Here is a 26,105-nt window from a genome sequence, read left to right as displayed (position 1 = left end):
TGCAAGTGCACATTACCAGACGTTTAATCTACCACAACAAGAAAGAGAGATATCATGCAGATCAAATCCATAGCGGCCGCTGTTGCCACCGCCGCCATCATGAGCGTATCCAGCGCCGCCAGCGCCCAGGACATCACAGAATTCCGCATCGGCATTCTGGGGGGCGAAAACGCCAATGACCGCCTGAAATCCCATGAATGCCTGAAAGAAAAAACCGAAGCATTGTTGGGCGTTGAAACCAAAATCTTCGCACCCGCCGACTATAGCGGCGTTATCGAAGGTCTGATCGGTGGCAATCTGGATATGGCCTGGCTTGGCGCATCTGGCTATGCCGCTGTCTACCTGGCCGACCCGGAAGCGGTTGAGCCGGTTCTGGTGAAAATCAACACGGATGGATCGTATGGGTACTATTCCATCGGCTTCGCCCGCGTTGATTCAGGCATCAAATCCCTGGATGACATGAAAAGCAAAGTTTTCGCCTTCGGTGATCCGAACTCCACCTCTGGCTATCTGATCCCTTCGGTTGAAATTCCTGAAGGCGGCTATTCGATGAAATCGGGCGATTACTTCTCGGAAGTAAAATTCACCGGCGGTCATGAACAGACCATCGTTGCCGTCGCCAATGGCGATGTGGATGCCGGTGTGACCTGGGCGGACGGTCTGGGTAACTGGGAAGAAGGATTCAATTCTGGCGCGCTGCGCAAGGCAACCGATGCCGGTCTGGTCGACATGACCGAGATCCAGGAAATCTGGCGTTCTAAAGTCATTCCGGAAGGCCCGATCGTTCTGCGCAAGGCCTTGCCAGAGCGCGTGAAACTGCAAATGACCGCCCTGATGGCCAGCCTGGAATCGATGGACCCGGAATGCGCCTATGGTGTAATGGCCGGTGAAATCAAAGGCATCGCGCCAATCGGTCACGACGCCTATATCAGCGTGATCGAAGCCCGTAAGGCGGCAATGAAGAACTAATCAACGGATTGGTTTTGCGCGGCGCCGTATGCAAACAAATGCATCGGCGCCGCACTCCGTTTACTATGGAGCTTCGATGATATGAATACCCCCCTGACCATCGGCCAGTTACAAAGCCATTTCAATGGAATGGAACAAAGACGGCGGCTTTATACGGCTGTGTTTCTTGGCGCATCGCTGATCGTCTTCTTTGGGGGATTTTCTATTGCAGAAGACCTGAATTCCGGCGGCTTCTGGCAGGGTCTGGGCAAGTTTCTGGATTTCCCAACCCAGATCATGCAGGACACGTTTGCTGCGGATGACTGGCTTATCACCGTTCTTGAATACTCCCCTGCCATGTTGGAGACCATCAACATGGCGATGGTTGGGACCTTGTTTGGCGCGGTGATGGCAATGATCCTGGCCTTCTGTTCTTCGCGCAATCTAGGCATCATACCGGGCATTGTCCCCATTGCGCGGCGATTGATGGACATCACCCGCGCCTTCCCAGAGCTGATTTTGGCGCTTTTCCTGATCTATTTACTGGGTGCGACCCCGATACCGGCAATCATCGCCGTGATGCTGCATACAGCCGGTGCCCTGGGCAAACTGTTCTCAGAAGTGAATGAGAATATCGACAGGAAACCGCTGGAAGGATTACAGGCAACCGGTGCCAGTTGGCTGCAGCGCATGCGCTTTGGCGTCCTGCCGCAAGTTCTGCCAAATTATTGCAGCTATGCGCTGTTGCGGTTTGAAATCAATATTCGCGCCTCAGCCATTTTAGGCTTCGTTGGCGCGGGCGGGATCGGCCAGGAATTTCGTACCGCCATCAGCTGGGGCGCAGGCGACAAGATTTCGGCGCTGTTTCTACTGCTATTCCTAACCATCGTCGTCATCGACCAGATTTCCAGCCGTATCCGGCGGAATTTGGTCGGCGGCACGTATCAAATGGCCTGACCTGTCACGCGCTTTACGATTAAGGACACGACCCCATGACGACGATGACACTCGACAGCCAGGCGAACCGCCTTCGCCGCACCCATGGCGAGGTGATCCGGAAGTCCCGTTTGGCGGCCTTCTGGCCCCTGACGTCACTGGGCATCGTTCTGGCTTATCTGGTCTATGCCTGGGTTGCCTTCGATGTTTCAGGCGTGTTTGGGGCGGCAGATTGGAACCGGGGCGTGCTGCTGTCGCGTGACAGCTTTCACCACAAATATCAGGTCAGCTATTCCGCACGTCAGGATGAAGTATCCGTCACGGTCGAAGGCGACCGGAACACCGAACAGGACCCCCTGCCCAGCTGGGTCACAACAGATGGTGACAGGTATCGTGTCTCGTTAGGGGGACGCCATATCGTCACATTCGCAACAGGACGGCTGGACTATACCGCGCCGGACGGATCGACCTATGCCGCGCGCGTGACTAAGGACGGCGTGCATGTGAATGGCTATCGCGCCTTCCTGGATGACAATAACCAATACCGTTATGTCCCTGAGGAACAGTCCGGAAATGCAAACGCCCTTGATATGGCCGAAATGGTCAAACGCGGCATCCTGCCGGAAGGATCGTCCTTTGCACCGACAAAGTTTGAATATGCACCGGACTTTTACAAGACAATGCGCGTTACCCGCGCGCAGATTCTTGTTCAACGCTATTTCTTTGGTTGGGAATATTTCTGGTTTGGCCCGAACTCGCAATTGCATGGTCTGAGCACGGCTGCATTGTGGAATCTCGCCTGGTCCGAGGAGCGGATTGATCCGGCGCTATCCAATGCCGAATTTATCTTCCTGGAATTCTGGCGCAACCCGGACTGGCAACACAACGAAATGTTTATTGCCTTGCTGGAAACACTGTTGATGGCGCTGCTGGGAACCTTTGTAGCCGCCGGTGTTGGCCTGCCCCTTGGTTTTCTGGCAGCGGCGAATTTCAATCCGATTTTTGCCAGCCGCATGGTGCTGCGCCGCCTGTTCGACTTTCTGCGCGGAATCGACCAGATCATCTGGTCCTTGATTTTCATCCGCGCATTCGGCCTTGGACCCCTGACCGGTTCCCTTGCGATTGCTTTCACCGATACCGGCACTTTGGGGAAATTGTTTTCTGAAGCAATTGAAAATATTGATTCAAAGCAGGTGGAAGGCGTTCGGTCCACCGGGGCAACGGCGATCCAACGCTATCGCTTTGGTGTGATACCGCAAATCCTGCCGATCTTTGTCTCCCAGACTCTGTATTATCTGGAATCCAACATTCGATCCGCCACCGTGATTGGGGCGCTGGGGGCCGGGGGAATCGGCCTGAAACTGGTGCAATCGATGCAGACACAGCAGGATTGGGAAAATGTGATGTATCTGATCGTCATGACCCTGATCGTTGTTGTATCCATGGATATCGCGTCGGGCTGGCTGCGCCGTAAGCTGATCAATGATCGGGGATAAAAACAGGTCCCCCATTTGATCGCATCTGGAATCTCTGGCATAATCGCAGGATCGGTGTCGGCGTATCGCCAGAACCATGGACCAAAGCAGATTATAGGGTTCTTTACAGGCCCTTGGCGCGACACCTGGTCCGAATGATTGACCCGAAAGGTCGACTCTCAATGAAGCTCAATACCAGCCAGCAGGCTGCTGTGAAACAGCAGACCGGCGCCGATCCCGTTGAAGAAGGAAGCACCCCCCACACTGCCCTGACGGAGGCTTTTGGGGACCACACATTTTATGTCAGCGAAGCAGGACTTCTGGTTCCAGAACCTGTTGAGGCCGAAGGAACAGACCCGATGGAGCTGATCCTGGTTGCCGAATGGACCGATGAAAAGCGCGAGGCGATGCAACGGGTCGAACCTAAGCAGACAGGCTTTGTTCTGGACGCCGCCCCGGCAAACGACTCCGCTGCCAGCTGAGTACCACGCGCGCCCTTAGCGTACCTGCCCCGCTGGGGTCGATTGAATACGGGACGGTGTTTCTGATAATCCCTATGGCGCGGTCGAAAGATATGATCTCTTCGCCGCGCCATTTGGGCTTTCCGAATTCAGTAAAAAATATCCCTGAAATCCCACCTGACGTTTAGCGCAATGCCTGCGCGAACGGGATCGTGTGCGCCGCCGTATCTGCTGAAAAAACATGTGGGGAAAGCATCCTGTATGAGCTCATGCAAGGGCATGATCCTCTTGAAGACATTCGCACGCTGACACGAACCGTCGATTTATGACGGCGACGGCGGATTGTCGATTTCACTGGAAACGGGGCGGTATCAGGATTATTCCGCCGCGTTAATAGACGCGCCGGATTTGCTGCTTTTTATTTGGTCGAAGCTGTCCTTATCCAAATAGCCGATACACCGATTCCGCCCCTGGCGTTTAGCTTCATACAAGGCCTTGTCCGCCTTGTGCAGGACTTCTTCACCAGTGTCATTGTCAAAATCAAACAGCGCCACGCCGACGGAAATGGAAATATCGAGGCCACCATCGGGACCGCCACGGGCATGTATCGGCGCGGAACATATGCTCTTGCGCAGCCGTTCGGCCACGACACCAGCAACACTGTAATCTGCGTCCGGCATCAGGACGACGAATTCTTCACCGCCAAAGCGGGCAATTGTGTCAATCGACCGGACATTCTGACCAACACGACGGCTCAATTCGATCAGAACCTCGTCCCCGGCCGCATGACCATACGTGTCATTGACCTGCTTAAAGTAATCGATATCGAACATCATGACCGCCAATGGTTTGCCACTGGCCCGAACACGGTCAACAAGGCCGCTTAGATGCGCGGTCAGATATCGGCGATTATACAGCCCCGTCAGACTGTCCGTCAGCGCCATGGCAAGGCTTCGTTCGTAATTTTCGCGCAGGCGGTCCTGATACCGCTGACGGCGAATCTGGGTGCGAACCCGCGCCTGCAATTCCTGCTTATCAATCGGTTTGATCAGATAATCGTTAATCCCGATATCCAGGGCTTTGGCCAGGCGCTCCGTATCATCTTCTTCAACGGTCAGTAACATCGGGGTGTGGCGGGTTGCATCAGCGGCGCGCACATGGCTGCAAAACCGTAACGCATCGCCGTTCTTTAAACGCAAGCTGACAACCAGCAACTCGTACGCTGCCATTTTCAGGCGTTCATTGGCTTCGGCGACAGAGGCAACAATATCACTGCTGGCATTGTCCCGATCCAGTGCATCAACGATCTTCTGCGCATCAATCCGATTGTCTTCTACCACCAGAACCTTGGCATTGGACGCATCAACGGCATGAATGGGCTTGTCTTCGCGCATGACGCCCAATTGCCCGGATGTCTGTTCGCGCATGCGCCATTCATCCATCAACATTTTCAGGCGCACAAGCGAGCGTACGCGCGCAAATAGAGCTGCATCATTGACAGGTTTCGTCAGAAAATCATCTGCGCCTGCTTCCAGGCCCCGCACGCGATCTGCCGAATCAGATAAGGCCGTGACCATGACGACCGGAATATGCATGGTAACAGGATCTTGCTTCAGCTTTTCACAAACCTCGAACCCATCCATTCCGGGCATCATAACATCCAGAAGGATAATATCGGGCTGGTCATGCTTCGCCATTTCAAGGCCTGTCAGCCCGTCACGGGCTGTTATGACCTCAAAATACTCACTGGTCAGCTTTGCCTCCAACAGTTTGACGTTGGGGCGTAAATCATCGACCACGAGCACTCTTGCGGTCATCCGCTTCACATCCTTACATTCACGCGCCTAAAATCAGGCGAGAAACTTCTCTATCGTGGACAAGAAATTTGCCACAGAAATTGGTTTGGCAATATACGCCTCACAACCACCTTCCAGGATTTTTTCCTCATCCCCTTTCATGGCAAATGCCGTCACGGCGATAACCGGAATATGTTTCAGATCGTCGTCTTCTTTTATCCATTTGGTCACCTCCAATCCCGAAACTTCCGGCAATTGTATGTCCATCAGGATCAGATCAGGCTTCTCACTGCGGGCAATTTTCAAGGCCTCCATGCCATCCCTCGTTTGAAGGATGGTATAGCCTTTTGAATCCAGCAAATCATGAAACAGCTTCATGTTGAGTTCATTATCCTCAACGATCAAAACCGTCTTGGCCATATTGCCCCCTATCCGAACATAACCGATCTCTGTATCGGTTCAAATCAACACTGTGTACACTACCCGCTTACACATTGAAATCAACTGACCAATGGAATGCTGTCTATTAAGTGTTCTATAACATAATCGCTGAGGTGGCGATGCTTTTCACGCATCGACAAAGATAGGACAAAGGTAATGCGCATTGGTCTGGACCTGGGTGGTACAAAGACATCTGGCATACTGATGAACCAGAATGGTGAGATTCTGGCACGTCATCGGGTTGAAAGCCCGCGCGGTGACTATAACGCGACCTTAACCATGCTGCGGGATATGGTAACGCACCTTGCCGGTTCCAAGGGTGACGATATCCATGTTGGGATTGGCATACCGGGAAGCATTTCTCCCGCGACGGGATTGGTAAAGAATGCCAATTCGACCTGGCTGATCGGCAAACCATTACTGCAGGATGTAACGCAGGTTCTGGGCCGACCGGTGCGCATCGCCAATGATGCCGATTGTTTTGCATTATCTGAGGCTGTTGATGGCGCGGGGGCCGGGTACCGCACAGTTTTTGGCGTCATTTTGGGAACGGGTGTTGGGGCTGGTATTGTCAGCAACGGGGCCTTACTGAATGGTCCAAACGCTATCGCCGGTGAATGGGGGCATAACCCATTGCCGTGGGCCACTGCGGGATCAGACCCCGCCCTGCCCTGCTATTGCGGGAAATCCGGCTGTATCGAAACCTATCTCAGCGGTCCCGGCCTGGCGAAACACCATGCCAAAACATCTGAAGAAATCGTACCAGCAGATACAATCGCCCTGGCCGATTCACCCAAACGTAAGGCCAGCCTGATGCTTTATGCCAGCCGCTTGGCCCGCGCCCTATCCCATGTGATCAATATTTTGGACCCCGATGCGATTGTGCTGGGCGGCGGCCTGTCTGGCATACACAGCCTGTATCAGGACGTCCCGGCCTTGTGGGGAAAATACGCCTTTTCTGATTCGGTCAGTACCCCCTTGCTGCGTCACATGCACGGCCCGGACAGCGGCGTTCGGGGTGCTGCATGGTTATGGCCTGCGTAATGACTGATATGCAGCCCCCCCTGTTTCTGTGCCGGGAATGCCTGCATCAGATGACACGCCCAACGCTGGAGGAAATGCCAAAGCGGTGCCCGCACTGTCACTCCCCCCGCGTGATCGCGCATGCCGAACTGGCCAGCCTATCAATTGCCCATATTGATTGCGACGCCTTCTACGCCTCTGTTGAAAAGCGGGATGATCCCAGCCTGGCCGACAAACCTGTCCTTGTCGGCGGGGGAAAGCGCGGCGTGGTATCTGCGGCCTGTTACGTTGCCAGGCTGTATGGTGTGCGATCCGCCATGCCGATGTTCAAGGCGCTGAAGGCCTGTCCCAATGCTGTCGTCATACGTCCGAATATGGAGAAATATGCGTCTGTTGGTCGGGAAATCCGCGCCATGATGCTGGAGATGACCCCACAGGTTGAGCCGATCTCTATTGATGAGGCATTCCTGGACCTGACCGGCACAACCCGCCTGCACGGCCGTCCCCCCGCTGCGACACTGGCCTATCTGGTGAAGCGCATTGAAACGGAAATTGGGGTCACGGCGTCCATTGGGCTCAGCTACAATAAATTCCTGGCGAAAATCGCCTCTGATCTGGACAAACCCCGTGGCTTTGCCGTGATTGGACAGCAGGAAGCGGTCTCCTTCCTGAAATCAAAACCGGTTGGCATTATCTGGGGGGTGGGCAAGACCTTGCGCGCCACCTTGGAAGCAGACGGAATCCATACCATTGGCGATCTGATGGCCTATGAAAAATTTGACCTGATTGGGCGGTATGGCGCGATGGGCAATCGGCTGTATCATTTTGCCAGGGCAGAAGATGGTCGCAGCGTAGAGCCGGAAGGCGAAACCAAAAGCATCTCTGCCGAGACAACCTTTAACGACGACATTTCCACTGCGGCTAAACTGAAAGACGCCCTGTGGCCCTTATGCGAAAAGGTTGCCCGCCGGATGAAATCAAAAGGATATGCCGGGCGCACAGTGACGGTGAAACTGAAAACCAATGGATTCAAGACGGTCACCCGATCCCGCACCTTAACGGACCCCAGTCAACTGGCCGAAACCCTGTATCGCACGGCAGCGCCCATATTGGACAAGGAAGCCGATGGCCGGGCCTTTCGCCTGATTGGCATCGGCATGTCGGAACTGACAGACCCGGCCGGTGCGGACCCAATTGACTTGGGCGACCCCGATGCCGGCAAGCGCGCCAAAATCGAACGCGCCATGGATGCGGTGCGCAAAAAGCTGGGCGACAGTGCGGTAAAGAAAGGACGCGGCTGGACCTAACCCAAAATCAGCTTCAAACCCAAGCCAAAGACGGCACAAATGCTCAATGTCGCAATCACGCCCAGCCTGTATCGAAACACGGCCATCAGCGCCAAAGCCGTCACCAATACCGCCGATAGGTCCAGACTGGTCAGCACCGGCATGTCCACCGAGAACGGCCCGAACTGAAAAGCCGATACTTGTGTGAACAGGATGCGAAGACCAAACCAACAGGCCAGATTGGCGATGACCCCGACAACAGCCGCCGTGATTGCCGATAAAGCACCGGCAAGACGAGGGTTTTGTTGCAATCGCTCAATCGCGGGCGCGCCCAAAAAGACGAAGGCGAAACACGGCGCAAAGGTCACCCACAGCGTGACACAGGCGGCCAGAACGCCGGCCCACAAAGTCCCTTGGGCCGCATAACCTGCCAGAAAACCAACAAATTCCAGCACCAGTATCAAGGGGCCCGGTGTGGTCTCCGCAAGCCCCAAACCGGTCAACATCTGATCCGGGGTCAACCAGCCATAGCTTTCCACGGCCTGTTGCGCGACATAGGTCAGAACGGCATAGGCACCGCCGAATGTAACGACGGCCATCTTGGAAAAGAACAAGGCGACATCTGCATAAAATCCACCCACCAACACCAATGCCAGAACCGGCGCACCCCAGGCAAAAAGCGACAGCAACCCTGCGCGGCGCGCCGCTTTCGCCCGCATCGCCATAAATCCTGGATTTTGCGCGATCACATGATCCAAAAGCGCCGGTGTCTCGCCACCTCCTGCGTCATGCTTCCCCCCCTGAAACCGCCCTGGCAAGAGGAAACCGATCAATGCAGCGGAAATCACGACGATGGGAAATGGAACCGACAGAAAGAAAAGGGCGACAAAGGAAATGCTGGCCAACCCCCACGCAATCGCTCCATGCAGGGCCCGTTTGGCTACCTTATACAGGGCATTAAGGACAATCGCGACAACCGCACAGGACAAGCCAAAGAAAACCGCAGAGACAGCAGGCACCTCCCCCGCGGTCACATACAGAATCGATAGGCCCAACATCACGATTGCGCCCGGAATGATGAACAGCAGACCGGCAATCAATCCGCCGACCGCGCCATGCATCAGCCATCCCAGATAGGTCGCCAATTGTTGCGCTTCCGGCCCAGGCAATAGGGAACAGAAGTTCAAAGCGTGCAGAAACCGCCTGTCCCCGATCCAGTTATGATCTTCAACAACTTCGCGATGCATCAACGCAATTTGTCCCGCAGGGCCGCCAAAGGACAGGCACCCAATGCGAAACCAGACTTTCGTGGCTTCTGCCAGGCTTGGCATTGTTTGTGGGGAAGTCGCTGTATCCGTCATGCTGCACCTGCTGTGTTGGGCCAATCATGTGTTTCTGAAGTCGCATCCCTGCACCATCGATACAGCGCATCATAAACGCCCATCGCAGCACCAAGCTGTTCCAAATCATTCTTATATTGCCGCGACAAGCCCAGCGAGATTGCCAATAGTCCAGCAGCCTCTGGTGCCAAATCCAGGCGCGCTGTATCGGCACCGCGCACAATCGTTGCTAATCGCGCGAGAGGTTCTGTGGTCAACCCAAATTCCATCAGCATGGTATCAAACGTACAGGTCTCACCGCGATGACTCCAAAAAACGCCATCGATATCAAATGGTGTCGCCCCAAAACGATCCGCAACATTCAGGACCTCACCGGGGGAGACGAATAAAAAAACGGCATTGCGATCAATAAAGCGCCGAATGAGCCAGGGGCAGGCCAGTCGATCAATTTTCGGGCGCGCGCGCGTCACCCAAAGCGTCCGCCCCTTGCGATCAGGCTCAGGCAGGGATGTGAATGGAACAAGGGGCAATTGCGCGTCAAGCCATCCCAAATGCCCCCCTTCCAATGTCTGTGCGTCGGTCCCGTGGTGTCGCAACAAGGCGGCAACGCCCTGGCTGAGTTTGAGGCCCTTATGGCAAGAGATCACAACCGATTGACCTAGATAGTCTGGTGCCCAATCCGATACGGAATTATAATTGTGCCGTCTGGATCCGGGAATAAGGTTGGGATGCAGCGAAAAATCTTCATCGATGCGAACGTCCAGAATGATGGGACAGGTCGGTGTGCCAATAAGGCGATTGAGCTGTTGTGATGTGATTTCAGTGGGTGACGTCATAATGCGCCCTTTCCAGATAAGTGGCTTTAGGACGCGATCCTTGGGCTGACGCCTCACGGGGTGTTCGCAAACCCCATGAATTGAACGTTAGTGACAACGTTCACATTGGTCAAGTTACGATCCTCAGACACATCATGACGGGGCGTGACGGGTCGCGATAGTTCTCTTAAGCTGTCGTCCTCTCATGATAAAGGAGTGGCGTAGCCTATGTCCGATCTGCCCAAAGTATTTGCGACCCGCTTAATGCCTGAAGATGTTGAGGCCCGCTTTCGGTCGGAGTTTGATGCCCAACCCAACGAGACCGATGCGCCTTTAGACAGCGCTGCCATTGTTGCGCGCGCTCAGGGCTGTCGCGCGATTATTTGCAGTCCAACCGAAAAAATGGATGCCGAAACAATCGCCGCATTGCCCAAATCCGTGGAGATCCTGGCGACCTTTTCCGTGGGCTGCGATCATATTGATTTGAAGGCGGCCAAAGCCCGCGGCCTGATCGTCACCAATACACCAGACGTGCTGACAGATGCGACAGCCGACACGACCATCCTGTGCCTCTTGGGCGCCGCCAGAATGGCGCAGGAGTCAGAAGCCACTCTGCGGGCAGGGAAATGGGGCCGATGGGCCCCCCGGGACATGCTGGGCGTTCATATGAGCGGTAAGCGTTTGGGCATTGTTGGCATGGGCCGGATTGGTCAGGCCGTCGCGCGGCGCGCCAAGGGTTTTGATATGACCATAATGTATCACAATCGCCGACAACTGGAAGGCAGTGACGATCAAGGAGCAACCTTCTATGCCAGGGCGGAAGACATGTTGCCTCTGTGTGATTTCCTGGCGCTGACCTGTCCCCTGACCGAAGACACGAAGCATTGGCTAAATGCAGAGCGGATCGCACTGCTGCCTGACCGAGCGGTTGTCGCCAATACGGCGCGCGGTCCCGTTGTCGTTGACGATGCGCTGATTGACGCCTTGAAGTCCGGCAAGGTCTTTGCTGCGGGGCTGGATGTGTTTACGGGGGAGCCGAAATTGGACCCCCGCTACCTGGACCTTCCCAACGCCTTCCTATTGCCCCATGTGGGATCGGCAACGGTGGAGACGCGCAACGATATGGGCTTTCGCTGTCTGGATAACCTTGCCGCCCATTTCGCAGGTCAGCCTTTGCCCAGCCGGGTCATCTAGGCACACCCCAACTGCTGTGCCAGGGCTTGCAGATCATTCCAAGTTGGCTCTGGAATCGCCACCGCGTTTGATTTCGCTTTCGCTGCGCGTTCCCGCTCGCCGGGGACTTGCACCGAGTCGAAGCCAGGCGCTGGCGGGCAGGTGCGTATCTCTGCCAGAATTTCCTCAGCCGTTGCATGCAATGCGCTTTGTTCTTTGAACATTTTCGTGTCCAGACACAAAATCAGCCAGTTCATTTCAGTTGTGGATGGCCCCAACATGGCCTCCCCGATCAGCTCTGCAATCAGACCCAGCGCGTAGCCTTTCGGGCCCCCCATGGGTAGGATGGCGCCGCCATTAAAGTAAGCGTCCGGATCACGGCTGGGATGTCCATCCCGATCAATCAAACACCCCTCCGGCAATAAAGCACCCGCATTTTTCGCCGCATATATCCAACCACCGGCAATAATGGAGGTTGCGAAATCAAGAACGACCGGTCCGTGATTGCCGCCCGGCATAGCAAGCGCATAGGGGTTGGTTGGCAAAATCGCCCGACTGCCGCCATAAGGCGCAACCTGACGCCAGTTATGTCTGCCCCCGCCGCCAACACAAATCGTCAGGCAGCCGGCGTCCGCACCGCGTTCGACATAGGCGCCAATGCGCCCCGTATGCCCGCAATGCCTTACCGCAACAGCAACCAACCCTGATTGTCGCGTTGCCAGGACTGCTTTCTCTATCGCCAGTTCCATAGCCGGGATGCCGATACCACCACCCCCGTCTATTTCCCAAACGCCGCTGCGCGTTTCCATCGCAGTCGGCACAGCGCCAGCAGACATATACCCTGATCTAAATTGATCGACATATTGCAACAGGCGCATCACACCATGGGATTCGACGCCCGCCAGGCTCGTCTCCACCAAATGGTTGCTGACGCTGGCCGCTGTTTCTGGCGTACAGCCGATTTCGCGCAAGACCTTCCGTCCCAAATCCCGAAGGATACCGGCATCCACATCCACGCGCGTGCCATCAAAATCCAGTTTGCTCATGCTTCCCCCAATTTATGAGTATATTATTACTTTTAAGAGGTATCCTGTCGGCTGTCGTCCGGTCCTGGTGGGCAGGGTCGCGACCCTAACTATTCTGAAAAATCCTTTGGAGGAAATAAACGTGGCACTAGCACAGGAAACCGCCCTTATCGTTGGTGCCGGATCAGGCCTCAGCGCTGCATTGGCCCGCCTGTGTCATTTGGAAGGAATGGCCGTTCACCTTGCTGCCCGAAGCCCGGAGAAGTTACAGACTCTGTGCCAGGAAACAGGGGCGGTTGCCCATGCCTGCGATGCGTCCCTGGCGGATCAGGTGGAGGCCTTGTTCAACGCCCTGCCCTGCGTGCCCGATCTGGTAGTCTACAATGCCTCAAAACGGGTGCGCGGCCCGGTTCAGGATCTGGACCCGGCCGCTGTGAAAGAAGCGATAGAGACAACATGCTTTGGGGGCTTTCTGGTTGGACAGGCTGCGGCCAAGCGCATGATTCCCCGCGGCACTGGGTCGATCCTGTTTACCGGGGCATCTGCCAGCGTAAAAGGCTATCCAAATTCCTCCACCTTCGCGATGGGGAAGTTTGCCCTGCGGGGGTTGTGCCAATCCATGGCGCGGGAACTGCAGCCCCTGGGTATTCATATTGGACATTTCATCATTGATGGCAGCATTGCCACAGGCCCCTGCCCGGAAGATGACAAACTGGACCCGGCGGCTATCGCGCGCAGTTATCTGGATTTGCACCGCCAACATCGCAGCGCCTGGACCTGGGAAGTTGAATTGCGCCCCTGGCTGGAGCGTTTCTAACCCTGCATAAGATAGACACTACATCTTGATTCCCCACCACTAGGAATCCGATTCCGGGCAACTGGGCAGGAAAATCCTCCCTTCATCTGCATGCTAAAGCCAATTTGATGACAGGGCTGCGCAAAAGCCCGGACTGTAGAGCGTTTTCTGGGCAAGCTTCCCTTTGGCATGCGATTTGCCCTGTTTCCCACAGATTGGGATTTGGGAACGGGAGAGAGCATAATGGTCCAAGCAGTTGAAAAATTACGTCTGGTCAGTGATACACAAGGGATTGTATCCCCCGATGGGCAGGGGATTGTATCCCCCGATGGGCATGACCAATCCGGCCTGAACGACCGTCCAACCGATTGGGCGGAAATACGCAATTACCGTCGATTGCTGCGCGATGCCCTGACCCTGGCGCAGGAAGCGCGTCAGAATCTGACCGATGCACAACGACGCATTGCGACATTGGAGCATCTGTCGCGCACGGATGAGACAACCGGCCTGCTGAACCGGCGCGGCTTTGAACTGGCGCTGGAAACAGCCCTTGCGCGGGTCAAACGCCATGGCGAAAAGGGTGTGCTTGTCATGATCGATTTGGATGGATTCAAGGCAATCAATGATCGCCATGGGCATCCCGTTGGTGACCTGGTGCTGGCCACGGTTGGCACAATCCTGAACCGGCATACCCGCTTTACCGACAGTGCTGCGCGTATTGGCGGGGATGAATTCGCCCTGATCCTGACGGACACGGATGACAAAGGGGCCAAACTGCGTGTCCGCAAATTGGATCAAATTCTGAACTGCAGCGATGTTCCCTGGAATGGCATGCGTATCCCCATTCGCGCATCGTTTGGATATGCCCCTTATGGACCAAGGGACGAGGCCGACAATCTGTTCGCCAAGGCCGATGCCGCCATGTATGACCGTAAACGCGATCGGGCGGTATCGCCCCAGCCAATATTAACGCAATAGCGATCGGGCGGTATCGCCCCAGCCAATATTAACGCAATAGCGATCGGGCGGTATCGCCCCAGCCAATATTAACGCAATAGCGTCGCAATCAGGAAACTGCCGCTGGCAATCTGGACCCAAGCTGCTGTCTTAGGTGTTCGCATATCGCGACGCTGGCAAGGCAGAAGTGTGAGCGCAGCAATGGGCCTGAACGCAATCGACGCCGTCAAGAAGGCACCCCGCCAACACGGCGCAATGGAATATTCCGAAGCCCCAACCGACCTGAATGTGGTTCGGGGTTATCGTCTGCAAAGATTACGCGATGCCCTGAAGGCTGGTGATTATGCCGGTGGCCTGTTCTTTAACCAGTTGAACACGCGCTATGCGACCGACGCCACCAACATGCAGGTCTGGTGCGCACATTATGAAACCCGCTGCGTCTTCGTGTGTACCGATGGGCCGGTCATTCTATTTGATTACGCCAACCACCCGCATCTGGCCACAGACCTGCCGGGCGTTGATGAATATCGCGCCATTCCCTCTTTCTATTTCTTTTCCGTCGGGCCAAGGGGCGAAGAACGTGTGAAGATGTTTGCCGACCAAATCTCAGATCTGGTCAAAACCTATGGTGGGGGCAACAATCGTATCGCGGTGGATCATGTCTCCATCATGGCCGCCAGCGCGCTGCAGGACCAGCAAATCAGCCTGCATGACGGTGAAGGTCTGGCAGAAATGGCCCGCGCCATCAAATCGCCGGAAGAACTGATACTGATGCAGGCATCCATGAATGCCTGTGAACAGGGTATCCGCGAAATGCGCGCCATCCTGGAACCGGGCATCACCGAAAATGCGCTATGGGCGAAGTTGCATGAGGTCAATATCCGATTGGGCGGGGAATGGATCGAAACCCGCCTGCTTTCCGCCGGGCCACGCACCAATCCCTGGTTCCGGGAATGCTCCATGCGTCCCATCGAATTGGGTGATATGGTCAGCTTCGACACGGATCTGATCGGCCCCTATGGATATTGCTCCGATATCTCACGCGCCTGGGTCTGTGGCGTGGATCAGGGGGATATCAAACCAACCGATGAACAACGACGCCTCTATGCCAAGGCGTATGAGCAGATCCAATACAATATCGGCACATTGGGCCCTGGCAAATCCTTCCGGGAAGTGACAGAATCCACCTGGACCATCCCTGATGAATTTCTGTCAAACCGCTATACCAGCTGCATGCATGGCATTGGTCTGGCGGATGAATACCCGTCGATCAAACACAAGGCGGATTTTAATGCGAAAGGCTATGACGGCGTATTCGTGCCGGGCATGGTGATGTGCGTGGAAAGCTTCATCGGGGTCGAAGGCGGACGCGAAGGCGTGAAGCTGGAAGAACAGGTTGTCATTACGGAAACCGGCGTCGAACGCATGTCCACCTATCCCTATGAAACCAACTGGCTGTAATTCAGGCATATCGCGCCTGAAATTGTCTTAAAACAGGGCCGGCCGAACGGTCGGCCCTGTTCAGCACCCCTGCCGCGGGGCCTGACCCGAAACCAATGTCCGTGCCATAAAGGGCGTTGTGCTGTCGGGCTGAACCGTGACTTTTACCGCGTCGATAACGGCATAGTCCCCCGCAGAATTCAGGCGCCACAGGTTCGGGGCCTGATCTCCCCCAAATTCCTGATCCAGGCAATAGGGGTCAGAATCCCCGTGGATCAACAGAACCGGTCCCCTAAACTGCCGCGCAGCCAGCCTCAGTTGATCTCTCAACATAGCGAAGGCATCACATTTTATCCGGGTGGTGCCCTCACAGGACCCGCTGCCCCAAGGTTCTGTTATATCGGCCTGCATCGCAATGACCAGCGCCTTTGCCTGGGCCTCCCTGGCCTGTTCCACCGCGCCCTCAAGCCAGACCCGATTGGCCTGTTCCCGCGCGCTGACCTGGGCCAGGGCGAAATCAACATCATCCAGCAGGATCTGCGCACGTCCATTATTGGTGCCGACAACATGCAAGGTCACATATGTTACACCATCATCGACCCAGCGCGCATTTTCAGGATATCCATCCTGGCGCATCACATGCATTTCCTCTGGGCTTTCCGGCGCGGGCTCAAAGAAAATCTGGCGCAGGCGCGACAGGCGATCATATTCCCGCATCGCCAGTCCAGTGGAATCCCGGTCGCAATCGGTCCAGTCATTATCCCCTGGTGTCAGGAAAACCCGCCCTGGCTTCAAACCATACAGCGTGTCCCGAACGGCCAAAAACAGGCCGTCACTGCACACCTCTTTGCTGCCTTTGAAATCACCAACATGAATAACAAAAGGGGCCAAGTCCGCCTTAATCGCCGGGATAATCTGATCTTCAAAAACCCGCTGTTGATCCTCAGTATAGGGCAAATCGCTTAAAACGATGAAATCCCCGGCTTTTGCCTGCACCCCGACCAGCAGGATCAATCCTATGAATGCAAATAACCATGACCCAACAGACATCAATGCCTCCTGCCCGACTCCTCAATGCAAGCATTATAGCATCCCTGTCTGACGAAACCGTGACGGATCACGCGTCCTTGGAATAGAGGTAATCTCGTGTCAGGGGCACGGCTTCCAACCGCTTGGAGAGTTGGATTTGCCAGACCATCAGCGTGTCATAGCGGAAGCTCATCTCAGACACGGCCAGATAAAACTCCCACATCCGACAAAAGCGCGCGTCATAAATCTGCTCCGCCCGGTCCCAATTCTCCAGGAAGCGATAGCGCCAGTGCTTTAATGTTTCCGCATAATGCAGACGCAGAATTTCAATATCCGTCATCCACAGGCGCGTCTTTTCAATGCGTGTGATAACCTCCGATAGGGCGGGAATATATCCACCTGGAAAGATATACTTTCGAATAAAAGGGCTTGTAATGCCCGGCCCCTCATTGCGCCCGATCGCATGGATCAACGCCACGCCATCATCGGTCAACAAGGACTGAACCTTATCAAAGAACGCCTGGTAATTCGGGACGCCAACATGTTCGAACATGCCCACAGACACGATGCGATCAAACTGTCCCTCAACAAAGCGATAGTCGATCAGTTCGAACTTCACGCGGTCGGCCAGACCTTCCTCGTCCGCGCGTTTGCGCGCAATCGCCAATTGTTCAGTCGACAATGTAACGCCCAGCACATGGACGCCCTCAACCTGTTTGGCGATGCTCAACGCCATACCACCCCAACCACAGCCGATATCCAGCACCCGCATACCGGACTTCAGCAGTAGTTTGTTTGCGATATGGCGTTTCTTTGCGGTTTGTGCCGTTTCCAGGCTTGCCTCTGATGTCGGAAAATATGCACAGGAATACTGATGATCCTTGTCCAGGAACAGGTCATACAGTTCACCCGACAAGTCATAGTGATGCGCGACGTTCTGACGGGAAAGCCCGGCGGGATTCAATTGATGCACTTTGCGCATCATAAAGCCCAAAGCGCGGCCAATGCTGGCAGGCATGCTTGCCCCGGAGCCGCTGGTTATATTTCGACCAACAAGTTCAAGAAAATCCCATATGCGCCCCCCCGTGAAGGACAGGCGCCCATCCATATAGGCCTCTGCAAAGGCGGGGTCCGGGTTCAGCGCAATGGTCCAGGCAACTGTTTTATCGTGCAAATGCATGGTAAGCGGCTCTGTCCCGTCGGACTGATCCTCGGTTTCACCCGCATTACCATATTCTTTTTTTGCACCCTTCGCGTCGACGACGACCAAACGACCGTACCGGATCAAACGCTTCAATACTTGATCTAACATCACGTCCAGAATTCCCCCCGGACACACCAAAACATACCGTCGAACAAACCAGGTGAAACCTTAGCATATGAATTCTACCGAAATCGAGTAATTCTCTCATTCGATTTTATGCATTTACTCAACGGCATCTCTGATCTTGCGCCACTTGGCGACATTTCTGTTATGTTGGGTCAAGGTTTCAGCAAATGCATGCCCTCCTGTGCCATCCGCGACAAAGTAAATATCCTTTGTCTTCATTGGCTGCATGGCAGCGATCAGCGCGTCCCGGCCGGGATTTGCAATCGGGCCGGGTGGTAATCCTGTGATCAGATAGGTGTTATAAGGATTGTCCAGTTTCCAGTCCTGCCGGGTCAAAGCGCGACCCAACGGCCCGTCACCCTGCGTCAGACCATAGACAATTGTCGGGTCCGATTGCAGGCGCATGCCCTTGCGCAGACGATTGACAAAAACGCCGGCAATATGGGCGCGTTCCGATGCAATACCGGTTTCCTTTTCCACAATCGACGCCAGGATCACCGCCTCTTCGGGGGTGCTGTAAGGCAGGTTCTCAGCACGGGATTGCCATAATTCCTGGACCGTTGCCGCCATTTTCGACTGCAGACGGTCAACGATGGAGGCGCGACTGTCGCCCCGACGATATTGATACGTTTCCGGGAACAGCGTGCCTTCCGGTGGCTTTGGCGGCAGCCCCCCGGTTAAACCGTCGGTCTGCTCAATAATCCCGAAAATCTCGGAAACGGTCAGCCCTTCTGGAATTGTGATACGATGTTCTATCACATGATGGGCGATCAACGTCTGCGCTACTTCCGCCTGGGACTGGCCGGGCAGGAAGCGATACTCCCCCGCCTTCAATTGGGTATGCTTGTTTTGATATCGCAGCATAGCGATAAAAACCTTAGGATATTCAATGACGCCTGCCCGCTGTAAATTCGCCGCGATGCGCTGCAGGCTGGCCCCAGGCTCGATCACCACTTCGACTTCTTGCTGCAGTGGCCCTGATGCGTGATAGGTATCCTGTGCCCAGAACACCACGCCAATGGCCGCCCCCGCCAGCACAACACCGACAACAAGACATAAAATCAGAGTCCGGCGCAGGGCCCGGCCCAATCCGCCGCGTTTAGGGGAAGGTGGTGTGGCGGCAGGTTCATTATCTGTTGGGTCTTCAGACGGCTCTGACACGCATGCTCCTATCGGCTAAAGATCTGATCAGACCAGGCTTTTTGTCCGGGTCGCCGCATGCGCACTGCCCACGGCTGCAATGATTGCACCCATGAAATATACAGCAAGTCCCACAGAGGTCGAATTGGAATAATCAACCCGCCCTTCCAGAACCTGCAAGCCAAAGACAATCAGGGGCGCAATCGCCGCGACGGAGCTGATCGTCAGGGATGTTGTCAGGGAAACTGCCTTCTGGACCGCATAGATGGGGAAAGCCAGCACCACCATGCCGATGGCAACCGCATATAGAAGGTCTGTGAACGGAACAGCTGCCTTGGCATCAATACCGGAGGCATAGCCTATAGCAGTCAGAACCAGATAAATTGGAAACCGGAACCCGAATTGCGGCACCGGTTCCAATCCGCGAAGATCCAAACGCTTGCTGTATAACAGCATCATGGCGATCAGGATGCCTGCAATCGCGGAAAACACCAGTCCCAGAAGGCCCGTTCCAATGCCGCCCCGCACAAATCCAGACCAGCCCAGCAGAGTGAATGCCGCCAGTAAGAGCATCCCCAGGGTCAAGACACCGTTGCCAAGAGCCTCTACGCCATTGCGCGATGATTGCGCCTCTGCAAAGCCCATCCGCTTCGCAACAATCGTTGTCAGGGGAATTACGCCAGAAAAGATCGTGAAGGCGACGGCTGGTTCAATGACCTGAATGGCGATGAAATACGCCATCCAGCCGCCCGCCGCAGAAAGATTAACCCCTAGAACAGACGGCCTGTTGTCAAAGACGACCTGAAGCTGCTGCGGGCGCCTGAACACTGTCCACAGAATGCATCCGATTGACGACAATCCAAACACCAGACCGCCCATCAGAAATCCATCCAGGCGCTGCAGAATTCCGCCAAAATACACAGCCTGGGCGGCGTCCAACACAACAAATATCAGACACCAGATCAGCCCTTGCTGCCCCAGCGATAGCCGTCCCATCGCCCCCCCTATACCCTGTATCCCACAGAACGGTTGCTGCGACAGGGATCTGACTGAATTTTTCCGTTAAAGGGCCGGACCAAAGATGATGCTGGCATTGGTGCCCCCGAAGCCGAAACTGTTGGAAAGTGCATAGTCGACCTTCCGTTCCTGCGCTGTATGGGCGACCAGATTGATGTCACAGCTGTCCGACGGATTGTCCAGATTAAGTGTTGGCGGAACGATTCCGGTCTGAATCGACTTGACCGAGAAAATTGCTTCCACCGCCCCGGCGGCGCCCAACAAATGCCCGATTGCGGATTTTGTAGAAGACATGGCGATCTGATACGCGTGATCGCCAAAAAGCCGCTTCACAGCGCCCAATTCAATCTCATCCCCCAACGGGGTAGAGGTTCCATGGGCATTCACATAATCGATCTTATCAACACCGATACCGGCATTGCGGAAGGCGCCTTGCATCGCACGGAAGCCGCCTGATCCATCTTCTGATGGCGCCGTGATATGGTAGGCATCGCCCGACAGACCATATCCCAGGACCTCGGCATAAATTTTCGCACCCCGTGCCTTGGCATGTTCCAGTTCTTCCAGAACGACAACGCCCGCCCCTTCGCCCATGACGAAGCCATCGCGATCCTTATCCCAGGGGCGAGATGCACGTTCCGGGGTATCATTGAAATTGGTCGATAAGGCCCGGGAAGCAGCGAAGCCCGCCATGCCAATGCGGCACACTGCGGCTTCCGTGCCGCCTGCCAACATAACATCGGCATCGCCAAACATGATCAGGCGCGCGGCGTCCCCAATCGCATGGGTTCCCGTCGCGCATGCCGTCACAACCGCATGGTTAGGTCCACGGAATCCATAGACAATGGACACATAGCCACTGGCCAGATTGATCAGACTGGCTGGAATGAAAAACGGGCTCATCCGGCGCGGACCGCGGGTTTCCAGAATGACAGAGCCTTCGGAAATCCCGGCAAGACCGCCAATACCAGACCCGATCATCACACCGGTGCGATCCAGATCTTCTTCTGCGTCAGGACGCCAACCGGAATCCTCAACCGCCTGCGCAGCCGCTGCCAGCGCGAAGGCGATAAAGGTGTCCATTTTCTTGAGTTCTTTTTTCTCGACCCATTCTTCCGGGTCGAAGGCACCATCGTCTTTTGTACCGCGAGGAACCATGCCAGCGATCTTGGCAGGCAAATCTGATACATCGAATGTGGAAACCGGCGTAATGCCCGATTTTCCATCAATCAAACGATCCCAAACATTCTGAACACCCACCCCAAGCGGGGTTACGGCACCGAGGCCTGTGACGACAACACGCTTCATTATTGCCCCATCCTAACCTTGTCCGACCAATGCATCGTAAAATAAGACACTCCGCGAGACATGAAGGATACCAAAAAGTATCAGTCTATCGCCCCGAGGAGAGGATTCAAACGCACTGTTTTCCAGGAGAGGCCATACTGCCTCAACCGGCCAAAGACGCATTGTTATCGAAGTGAACAGTCAATCGGTATAAACCAGTCAAAGTCAGTGTCGGGCGGCCGAAGAATCGACCACCCGATCCCGCAAATGACTTACTTGTGTGCTTCGATAAACGTAATCGCATCCTGGACGGTGGCGATTTTTTCGGCCTCGTCGTCAGGGATTTCGCAATTAAATTCTTCTTCGAAGGCCATCACGAGTTCAACAGTGTCCAAGCTGTCAGCGCCCAGATCATCAATGAAACTGGCCGACTCTACAACCTTGTCGGCATCCACGCCCAGATGCTCAACAACAATGCTTTTTACACGTTCCGCAACGTCGCTCATATCATTCTTTCCCTTGTTTGTCGCGGCCCAGGAGAACCGGCCGACCTTAGTGCCTAACTTACTGATTAACCCTTTGCCAGCGCCGCTTTCTCAGCGCGACGGCGCCTGCCTATCACACTTAAACTGGAAGGACCAGCCCATCGTGTCAACTGAATGACAGAATGCAAGATACCCCGAGTCGTGCCCGGAAACCCCTTCTGTCACGAACACCCTCAGATCATTGCCATACCGCCATTTACATGCAGGGTCTGACCGGTCACATAGGAAGCCTCGACTGAAGCAAGATACAATGTCGCTGCCGCAATTTCCTGCGCAGATCCCATACGCCCTGCGGGAATCGCGCCCATCAGCTTTTCCTTCTGTGCATCGGATAATTCATCTGTCATCGCCGTTTCAATGAAACCCGGCGCCACACAATTGACCGTGATCCCCCGGCTGGCAACTTCCTGTGCCAAGGATTTTGACATCCCAATCAGACCGGCCTTGGACGCCGCATAATTCGCCTGACCAGGATTGCCTGTAACGCCAACGATGGATGTTATGCCAATGATTCGGCCAAAGCGGCGCTTCATCATGCCCCGCAAACAGGCCCGTGACAGGCGAAAGGCCGCCGTCAGATTGACCGCGATCACCTGATCCCATTCTTCGTCCTTCATGCGCATCGCCAGATTATCGCGGGTCAGCCCTGCATTATTGACTACGATATCGATACTGCCCATGGCAGCCTCTGCCGCCTTTGCCAGGTCTTCCGGTCCTTGCGGGTCGGACAGATTGGCGGGCAGGACAAAACAGCGATCGCCCAGCGTATCGGCCAGGGCCTGCAAACGCTCTGCCCGCGTGCCACTTAGCCCGACCGTCGCACCAGCCGCGTGCAGAGCGACCGCAATTTCGCCACCAATGCCGCCTGTCGCGCCTGTCACCAAGGCTGTTTTGCCTGTTAAATCAAACATTCCAACTCCCTTTCCAATTGGATTCCTTAAAGACGTTACCGATCAGTCCAGGATTACAGGCTCTTTAAGAAAGCCTCAACATCCGCAGGACCATTAACCGCAACGCCGGTCAAATCCTTATCGATGCGCCGCGCCAGTCCCGATAGTACTTTACCCGCACCCACTTCGACCAGCGTATCGACGCCCAGATCCTTCATCGTCAAAACACATTCGCGCCAGCGCACGCGCCCACAAACCTGTTCTACCAATTGGGTACGCAGGGCTTCCGGATCAATGCATCGTGCCGCCGTGACATTGGCGATAATCGGAACAGCAGGCGGCTGAATAACAGTTTCCGCCAGCGCACGCGCCATCGCATCCGCTGCCGGGGCCATCAGGTCGCAGTGGAAGGGGGCGGAAACCGGCAACAGCATGGCGCGTTTTGCGCCCTTTTCCTTGGCAATTTCAATCGCCCGCTCTACGGCAGCCCTGGTCCCGGAAATCACAACCTGTCCCGGCGCATTATCATTGGCAGCCGCACAGATATCACCCTGGGCCGCCTGTGCGGCAACCGCTTCCGCCTGCTCCAGATCCAACCCCAGAATGGCAGCCATCGCCCCCTCGCCTACGGGAACAGCAGCCTGCATCGCCTTGCCGCGCAGCTTCAGCAGCCGCGCCGTATCGGCCAGTTCCAAGGCACGTGCCGCTGCCAAGGCCGAATATTCCCCCAAACTGTGCCCGGCGACGCATTCTACCATATCAGACAATGACCGCCCGCCCTCTGATTCCAGCACCCGGACAACGGCCAGACTGACCGCCATCAGCGCCGGTTGCGCATTTTCTGTCAGCGTAAGATCGCTGTCCGGGCCATCCTGCATCAGCTTGAACAGTTTCTGGTTCAGCGCGTCATCGACCTCTTCGAAAACACTGCGCGCGACAGGAAAAGCATCGGCAAGATCCTTACCCATTCCAATGGCTTGACTGCCCTGACCAGGAAATACAAATGCCCGCGTCATACTCGCCCCCTCCTGCCCGCTCTATCGGGCATTGTTCGTGCCAAACGCGCCAAAACCGCGCGGTAAACCGGGCTCAGTCATAGACGGAGACGGTTTTCTGTCAAGCCATCAACACACAACCCCACAAAGCCGCACATAAAAGAAAAGCGCCCCGGACCTAATCATCCGGGACGCTTTACCCCTGCCAGGGTGAAACTCTCATGTAAATCAGATGTCAGAATCGAGATTTACTTAATTCTTATTCTGCGGCGGCGGCGAAATTTTCTGAAAACTCCGAATCATCGTTCACACCGCCCTGCAGAACGGCCGAACGGACCCAGCGGTCTTCCGAGACATATTGCGGGAATTCATCCCAGAACCCGTCAAAGTCACCAACCTGACCATGTACGAATCGGCCATCGCGAATCTGGATCAGTATTTTCTTGGCGCTGAAAGCATCGCCCTCCCGCCGGCACAAATACCAAAGCGCCACCCCCTCAAAGGCAAAGTCGATATCCAACTGGATGGACTCCCCCAACTCCTCACGATCCAACAATGAGAAATCCAAGGGTTCATCGGGCATTTCAGGGTCATACAATGTGTAAACCACGATATCTGACAGTGTCGCCAGGCGCTTTAACTCACGCGCGATCAAATCTGCCATCACGGTTTTCATCTCTTGCGGATCTTGCATCTTGTCTCTCCTTGTTAACAAAGAGAATCGGCCGATTCGGATAAGCATTCAAATAAAAAATGACCTGAATACCTATTTTTATGAAGTTTACATATCAAGATTATATTTAATACATAAAAATATTGGAAATATCGCCCCGTTACCTAATCCACAAAGTAAAAATAACCAAAGTAGAATCATCAATATCGCGTGCGTTTCCGAATCATATTCATCGCTTGATGCGTAGCCACAGAAGGTCTTTTCAGTCAAATTCCACACCTGAAGGAATGTTCTGAAATGCCAAAGGAATCCCAATGAAATTAGAAACAAACCCCTTGCGCCTGGCACAAGGCTGCGAGGTATTTTTAAACCATTGCCGCGTGGGAAAGAGCCTGTCCCCCCACAGCCTGCGAGCCTATGCCATTGATTTAGCGGAGTTTCAGAGATATTTGGGCGTGGATATGGAAGCGCAAAATGTCGATAGAGAGACACTGCGTGGATATCTCTCCTATCTTATGGGGCCGCGAAGATTGAGCCCGGCATCGGTAAAACGCCGTATCGCCTGTCTGAAAGCGTTCTTTCGATGGCTGGAGTTAGAGGACAGAGTCCCCGTCACCCCTTTTCACCGCATGGATCTGCGCATACGACTGCCACAGCGCCTTCCAAGAGGCTTAAGCCGGGAAGAAATTGCAGCCTTGTTAAGTGCCGCTCGCCGTCCCTTTTTGCATCACAGCGGTTCCCTATCTTTTGACGGATGCCAACACAGGCCAGATCGCTTCAATGCCCTTACCAGTCTTCTGGCGCTTGAATTACTCTATGCCTCGGCAGTGCGCGTTTCAGAACTTTGTGCACTCACAGCAGGCGATGTCCTGGCCAATGATGCCAATGGCTTGCGTGTTCACGGCAAGGGCAATCGTGAACGCTGGGTGCCGATAACCGATGATCTTTTGAAGGATCAGTTACGCCACTATCTGACAGTCCGGGACGCGTGGCAGCCAACAGGCTATCCCCCTATCAAACGGTTGCTTATAAACAGCAAGGGCATGCCGCTCACCCCCACCATCATCCGCAAACGCCTCGCCGCCCTAACCCGCAGCGCGCCACTTAGCCGCCACGTCACCCCGCATATGATCCGCCATACAACCGCCACCCACCTGTTGCAAAACGGCCTAGACCTCCGCCACACCCAACGCCTTCTCGGCCACAGCTCAATCTCCACCACCGAAATCTACACCGCCGTCAGCGACCGCAGCCTAGAGGAGGCCATGAAACGCATCCAGGGATGAT

25 protein-coding genes are annotated in these 26,105 nt (G+C 55.0%); 11 read left to right on the top strand and 14 right to left on the bottom strand.

Annotated features, from left to right (window positions below; translation table 11 throughout):
• The first annotated feature begins 54 nt into the window (after window positions 1-54).
• The 4 genes from phnD to ACOSDM_RS06430 all read left to right on the top strand — a co-directional run bounded on the left by phnD (window position 55) and on the right by ACOSDM_RS06430 (window position 3,841).
• A complete protein-coding gene (gene phnD, locus ACOSDM_RS06445; protein WP_420723681.1) occupies window positions 55-969 on the top strand; it encodes a phosphonate ABC transporter substrate-binding protein in 915 nt (304 codons plus the stop codon).
• A gap of 81 nt (window positions 970-1,050) precedes the next feature.
• Window positions 1,051-1,905 carry a phosphonate ABC transporter, permease protein PhnE gene (gene phnE / locus ACOSDM_RS06440; protein WP_420723680.1) on the top strand — a complete coding sequence of 285 codons (855 nt, stop codon included), beginning with the start codon at window positions 1,051-1,053 and terminating at the stop codon, window positions 1,903-1,905.
• A 35-nt stretch (window positions 1,906-1,940) separates the two neighbouring features.
• The gene (gene phnE, locus ACOSDM_RS06435) at window positions 1,941-3,380 is read left to right on the top strand and encodes a phosphonate ABC transporter, permease protein PhnE (RefSeq protein ID WP_420723679.1); all 1,440 of its coding nucleotides are present in this window, start codon (window positions 1,941-1,943) and stop codon (window positions 3,378-3,380) included.
• Between the two features lie 161 nt (window positions 3,381-3,541).
• On the top strand, window positions 3,542-3,841 hold the full coding sequence (locus ACOSDM_RS06430; RefSeq protein ID WP_420723678.1) for a hypothetical protein: 300 nt from the start codon (window positions 3,542-3,544) through the stop codon (window positions 3,839-3,841).
• A gap of 356 nt (window positions 3,842-4,197) precedes the next feature.
• On the opposite strand, the gene ACOSDM_RS06425 is transcribed toward ACOSDM_RS06430, so the two are convergent.
• Together ACOSDM_RS06425 and ACOSDM_RS06420 are read right to left on the bottom strand one after the other, a co-directional pair.
• Complete coding sequence (locus tag ACOSDM_RS06425) at window positions 4,198-5,637, bottom strand: PleD family two-component system response regulator (protein WP_420723677.1); 1,440 nt, start codon at window positions 5,635-5,637, stop codon at window positions 4,198-4,200.
• 33 nt (window positions 5,638-5,670) lie between these two features.
• Complete coding sequence (locus ACOSDM_RS06420; RefSeq protein WP_420723676.1) at window positions 5,671-6,036, bottom strand: response regulator; 366 nt, start codon at window positions 6,034-6,036, stop codon at window positions 5,671-5,673.
• Between the two features lie 177 nt (window positions 6,037-6,213).
• On the opposite strand from ACOSDM_RS06420, the gene ACOSDM_RS06415 reads away from it, so the two are divergent.
• Complete coding sequence (locus ACOSDM_RS06415; RefSeq protein WP_420723675.1) at window positions 6,214-7,101, top strand: ROK family protein; 888 nt, start codon at window positions 6,214-6,216, stop codon at window positions 7,099-7,101.
• Window positions 7,101-8,387, top strand: a complete 1,287-nt coding sequence (locus tag ACOSDM_RS06410; protein ID WP_420723674.1) for a DNA polymerase IV — start codon at window positions 7,101-7,103, stop codon at window positions 8,385-8,387. Before ACOSDM_RS06415 ends, ACOSDM_RS06410 begins: the two co-directional genes overlap by 1 nt.
• On the opposite strand, the gene chrA is transcribed toward ACOSDM_RS06410, so the two are convergent.
• Together chrA and ACOSDM_RS06400 are read right to left on the bottom strand one after the other, a co-directional pair.
• Window positions 8,384-9,727, bottom strand: a complete 1,344-nt coding sequence (chrA, locus tag ACOSDM_RS06405) for a chromate efflux transporter (protein WP_420723673.1) — start codon at window positions 9,725-9,727, stop codon at window positions 8,384-8,386. The two genes, ACOSDM_RS06410 and chrA, sit on opposite strands and share 4 nt — an antisense overlap.
• Window positions 9,724-10,542 carry a chromate resistance protein ChrB domain-containing protein gene (locus ACOSDM_RS06400; protein WP_420723672.1) on the bottom strand — a complete coding sequence of 273 codons (819 nt, stop codon included), beginning with the start codon at window positions 10,540-10,542 and terminating at the stop codon, window positions 9,724-9,726. Before ACOSDM_RS06400 ends, chrA begins: the two co-directional genes overlap by 4 nt.
• Window positions 10,543-10,749: 207 nt before the next feature.
• On the opposite strand from ACOSDM_RS06400, the gene ACOSDM_RS06395 reads away from it, so the two are divergent.
• A complete protein-coding gene (locus ACOSDM_RS06395; protein WP_420723671.1) occupies window positions 10,750-11,715 on the top strand; it encodes a 2-hydroxyacid dehydrogenase in 966 nt (321 codons plus the stop codon).
• Here the strand turns inward: ACOSDM_RS06395 and ACOSDM_RS06390 are convergent.
• Complete coding sequence (locus tag ACOSDM_RS06390; protein WP_420723670.1) at window positions 11,712-12,740, bottom strand: Ldh family oxidoreductase; 1,029 nt, start codon at window positions 12,738-12,740, stop codon at window positions 11,712-11,714. The two genes, ACOSDM_RS06395 and ACOSDM_RS06390, sit on opposite strands and share 4 nt — an antisense overlap.
• Window positions 12,741-12,861: 121 nt before the next feature.
• Between ACOSDM_RS06390 and ACOSDM_RS06385 the strand changes: the two genes are divergently transcribed.
• From ACOSDM_RS06385 to ACOSDM_RS06375, 3 genes are all read left to right on the top strand, one after another.
• Window positions 12,862-13,536 carry an SDR family NAD(P)-dependent oxidoreductase gene (locus ACOSDM_RS06385; protein WP_420723669.1) on the top strand — a complete coding sequence of 225 codons (675 nt, stop codon included), beginning with the start codon at window positions 12,862-12,864 and terminating at the stop codon, window positions 13,534-13,536.
• Between the two features lie 222 nt (window positions 13,537-13,758).
• The gene (locus ACOSDM_RS06380) at window positions 13,759-14,493 is read left to right on the top strand and encodes a GGDEF domain-containing protein (protein ID WP_420723668.1); all 735 of its coding nucleotides are present in this window, start codon (window positions 13,759-13,761) and stop codon (window positions 14,491-14,493) included.
• Window positions 14,494-14,661: 168 nt separating this feature from the next.
• Window positions 14,662-15,933 (top strand): M24 family metallopeptidase, encoded by a 1,272-nt coding sequence (locus ACOSDM_RS06375; RefSeq protein ID WP_420723667.1) that lies wholly within the window; start codon window positions 14,662-14,664, stop codon window positions 15,931-15,933.
• A 60-nt stretch (window positions 15,934-15,993) separates the two neighbouring features.
• Here the strand turns inward: ACOSDM_RS06375 and ACOSDM_RS06370 are convergent, their stop codons facing one another.
• The 9 genes from ACOSDM_RS06370 to ACOSDM_RS06330 form a co-directional block, all read right to left on the bottom strand.
• Window positions 15,994-16,962, bottom strand: coding sequence for a hypothetical protein (locus ACOSDM_RS06370; RefSeq protein WP_420723666.1), 969 nt, complete (start codon window positions 16,960-16,962; stop codon window positions 15,994-15,996).
• Window positions 16,963-17,029: 67 nt separating this feature from the next.
• Entirely contained in the window at window positions 17,030-18,253 is a 1,224-nt protein-coding gene (locus tag ACOSDM_RS06365; RefSeq protein WP_420723665.1) for a class I SAM-dependent methyltransferase, read from the bottom strand.
• 114 nt (window positions 18,254-18,367) lie between these two features.
• Window positions 18,368-19,432, bottom strand: coding sequence for an endolytic transglycosylase MltG (mltG, locus tag ACOSDM_RS06360; protein ID WP_420723664.1), 1,065 nt, complete (start codon window positions 19,430-19,432; stop codon window positions 18,368-18,370).
• A 27-nt stretch (window positions 19,433-19,459) separates the two neighbouring features.
• Window positions 19,460-20,407, bottom strand: coding sequence for a hypothetical protein (locus ACOSDM_RS06355; protein WP_420723663.1), 948 nt, complete (start codon window positions 20,405-20,407; stop codon window positions 19,460-19,462).
• A 66-nt stretch (window positions 20,408-20,473) separates the two neighbouring features.
• Window positions 20,474-21,736: a beta-ketoacyl-ACP synthase II gene (gene fabF, locus ACOSDM_RS06350; RefSeq protein ID WP_420723662.1), complete on the bottom strand. Its 1,263-nt coding sequence runs from the start codon at window positions 21,734-21,736 to the stop codon at window positions 20,474-20,476.
• Between the two features lie 251 nt (window positions 21,737-21,987).
• Window positions 21,988-22,221 carry an acyl carrier protein gene (locus ACOSDM_RS06345; protein ID WP_420723661.1) on the bottom strand — a complete coding sequence of 78 codons (234 nt, stop codon included), beginning with the start codon at window positions 22,219-22,221 and terminating at the stop codon, window positions 21,988-21,990.
• Window positions 22,222-22,433: 212 nt separating this feature from the next.
• Entirely contained in the window at window positions 22,434-23,171 is a 738-nt protein-coding gene (gene fabG / locus ACOSDM_RS06340) for a 3-oxoacyl-[acyl-carrier-protein] reductase (RefSeq protein WP_420723660.1), read from the bottom strand.
• Window positions 23,172-23,224: 53 nt separating this feature from the next.
• On the bottom strand, window positions 23,225-24,166 hold the full coding sequence (gene fabD, locus ACOSDM_RS06335) for an ACP S-malonyltransferase (protein ID WP_420723659.1): 942 nt from the start codon (window positions 24,164-24,166) through the stop codon (window positions 23,225-23,227).
• Window positions 24,167-24,404: 238 nt separating this feature from the next.
• Window positions 24,405-24,839 carry a hypothetical protein gene (locus tag ACOSDM_RS06330; RefSeq protein WP_420723658.1) on the bottom strand — a complete coding sequence of 145 codons (435 nt, stop codon included), beginning with the start codon at window positions 24,837-24,839 and terminating at the stop codon, window positions 24,405-24,407.
• 293 nt (window positions 24,840-25,132) lie between these two features.
• On the opposite strand from ACOSDM_RS06330, the gene ACOSDM_RS06325 reads away from it, so the two are divergent.
• Entirely contained in the window at window positions 25,133-26,104 is a 972-nt protein-coding gene (locus tag ACOSDM_RS06325) for a tyrosine-type recombinase/integrase (RefSeq protein WP_420723657.1), read from the top strand.
• Window position 26,105: the final 1 nt, after the last annotated feature.

Source organism: Hwanghaeella sp. LZ110 (assembly GCF_048892525.1).
Taxonomy (GTDB): domain Bacteria; phylum Pseudomonadota; class Alphaproteobacteria; order UBA8366; family Aestuariispiraceae; genus Pacificispira.
Note: the sequence above shows the minus strand (reverse complement) of the source record. Positions and strands in the feature narration are given on the sequence as shown.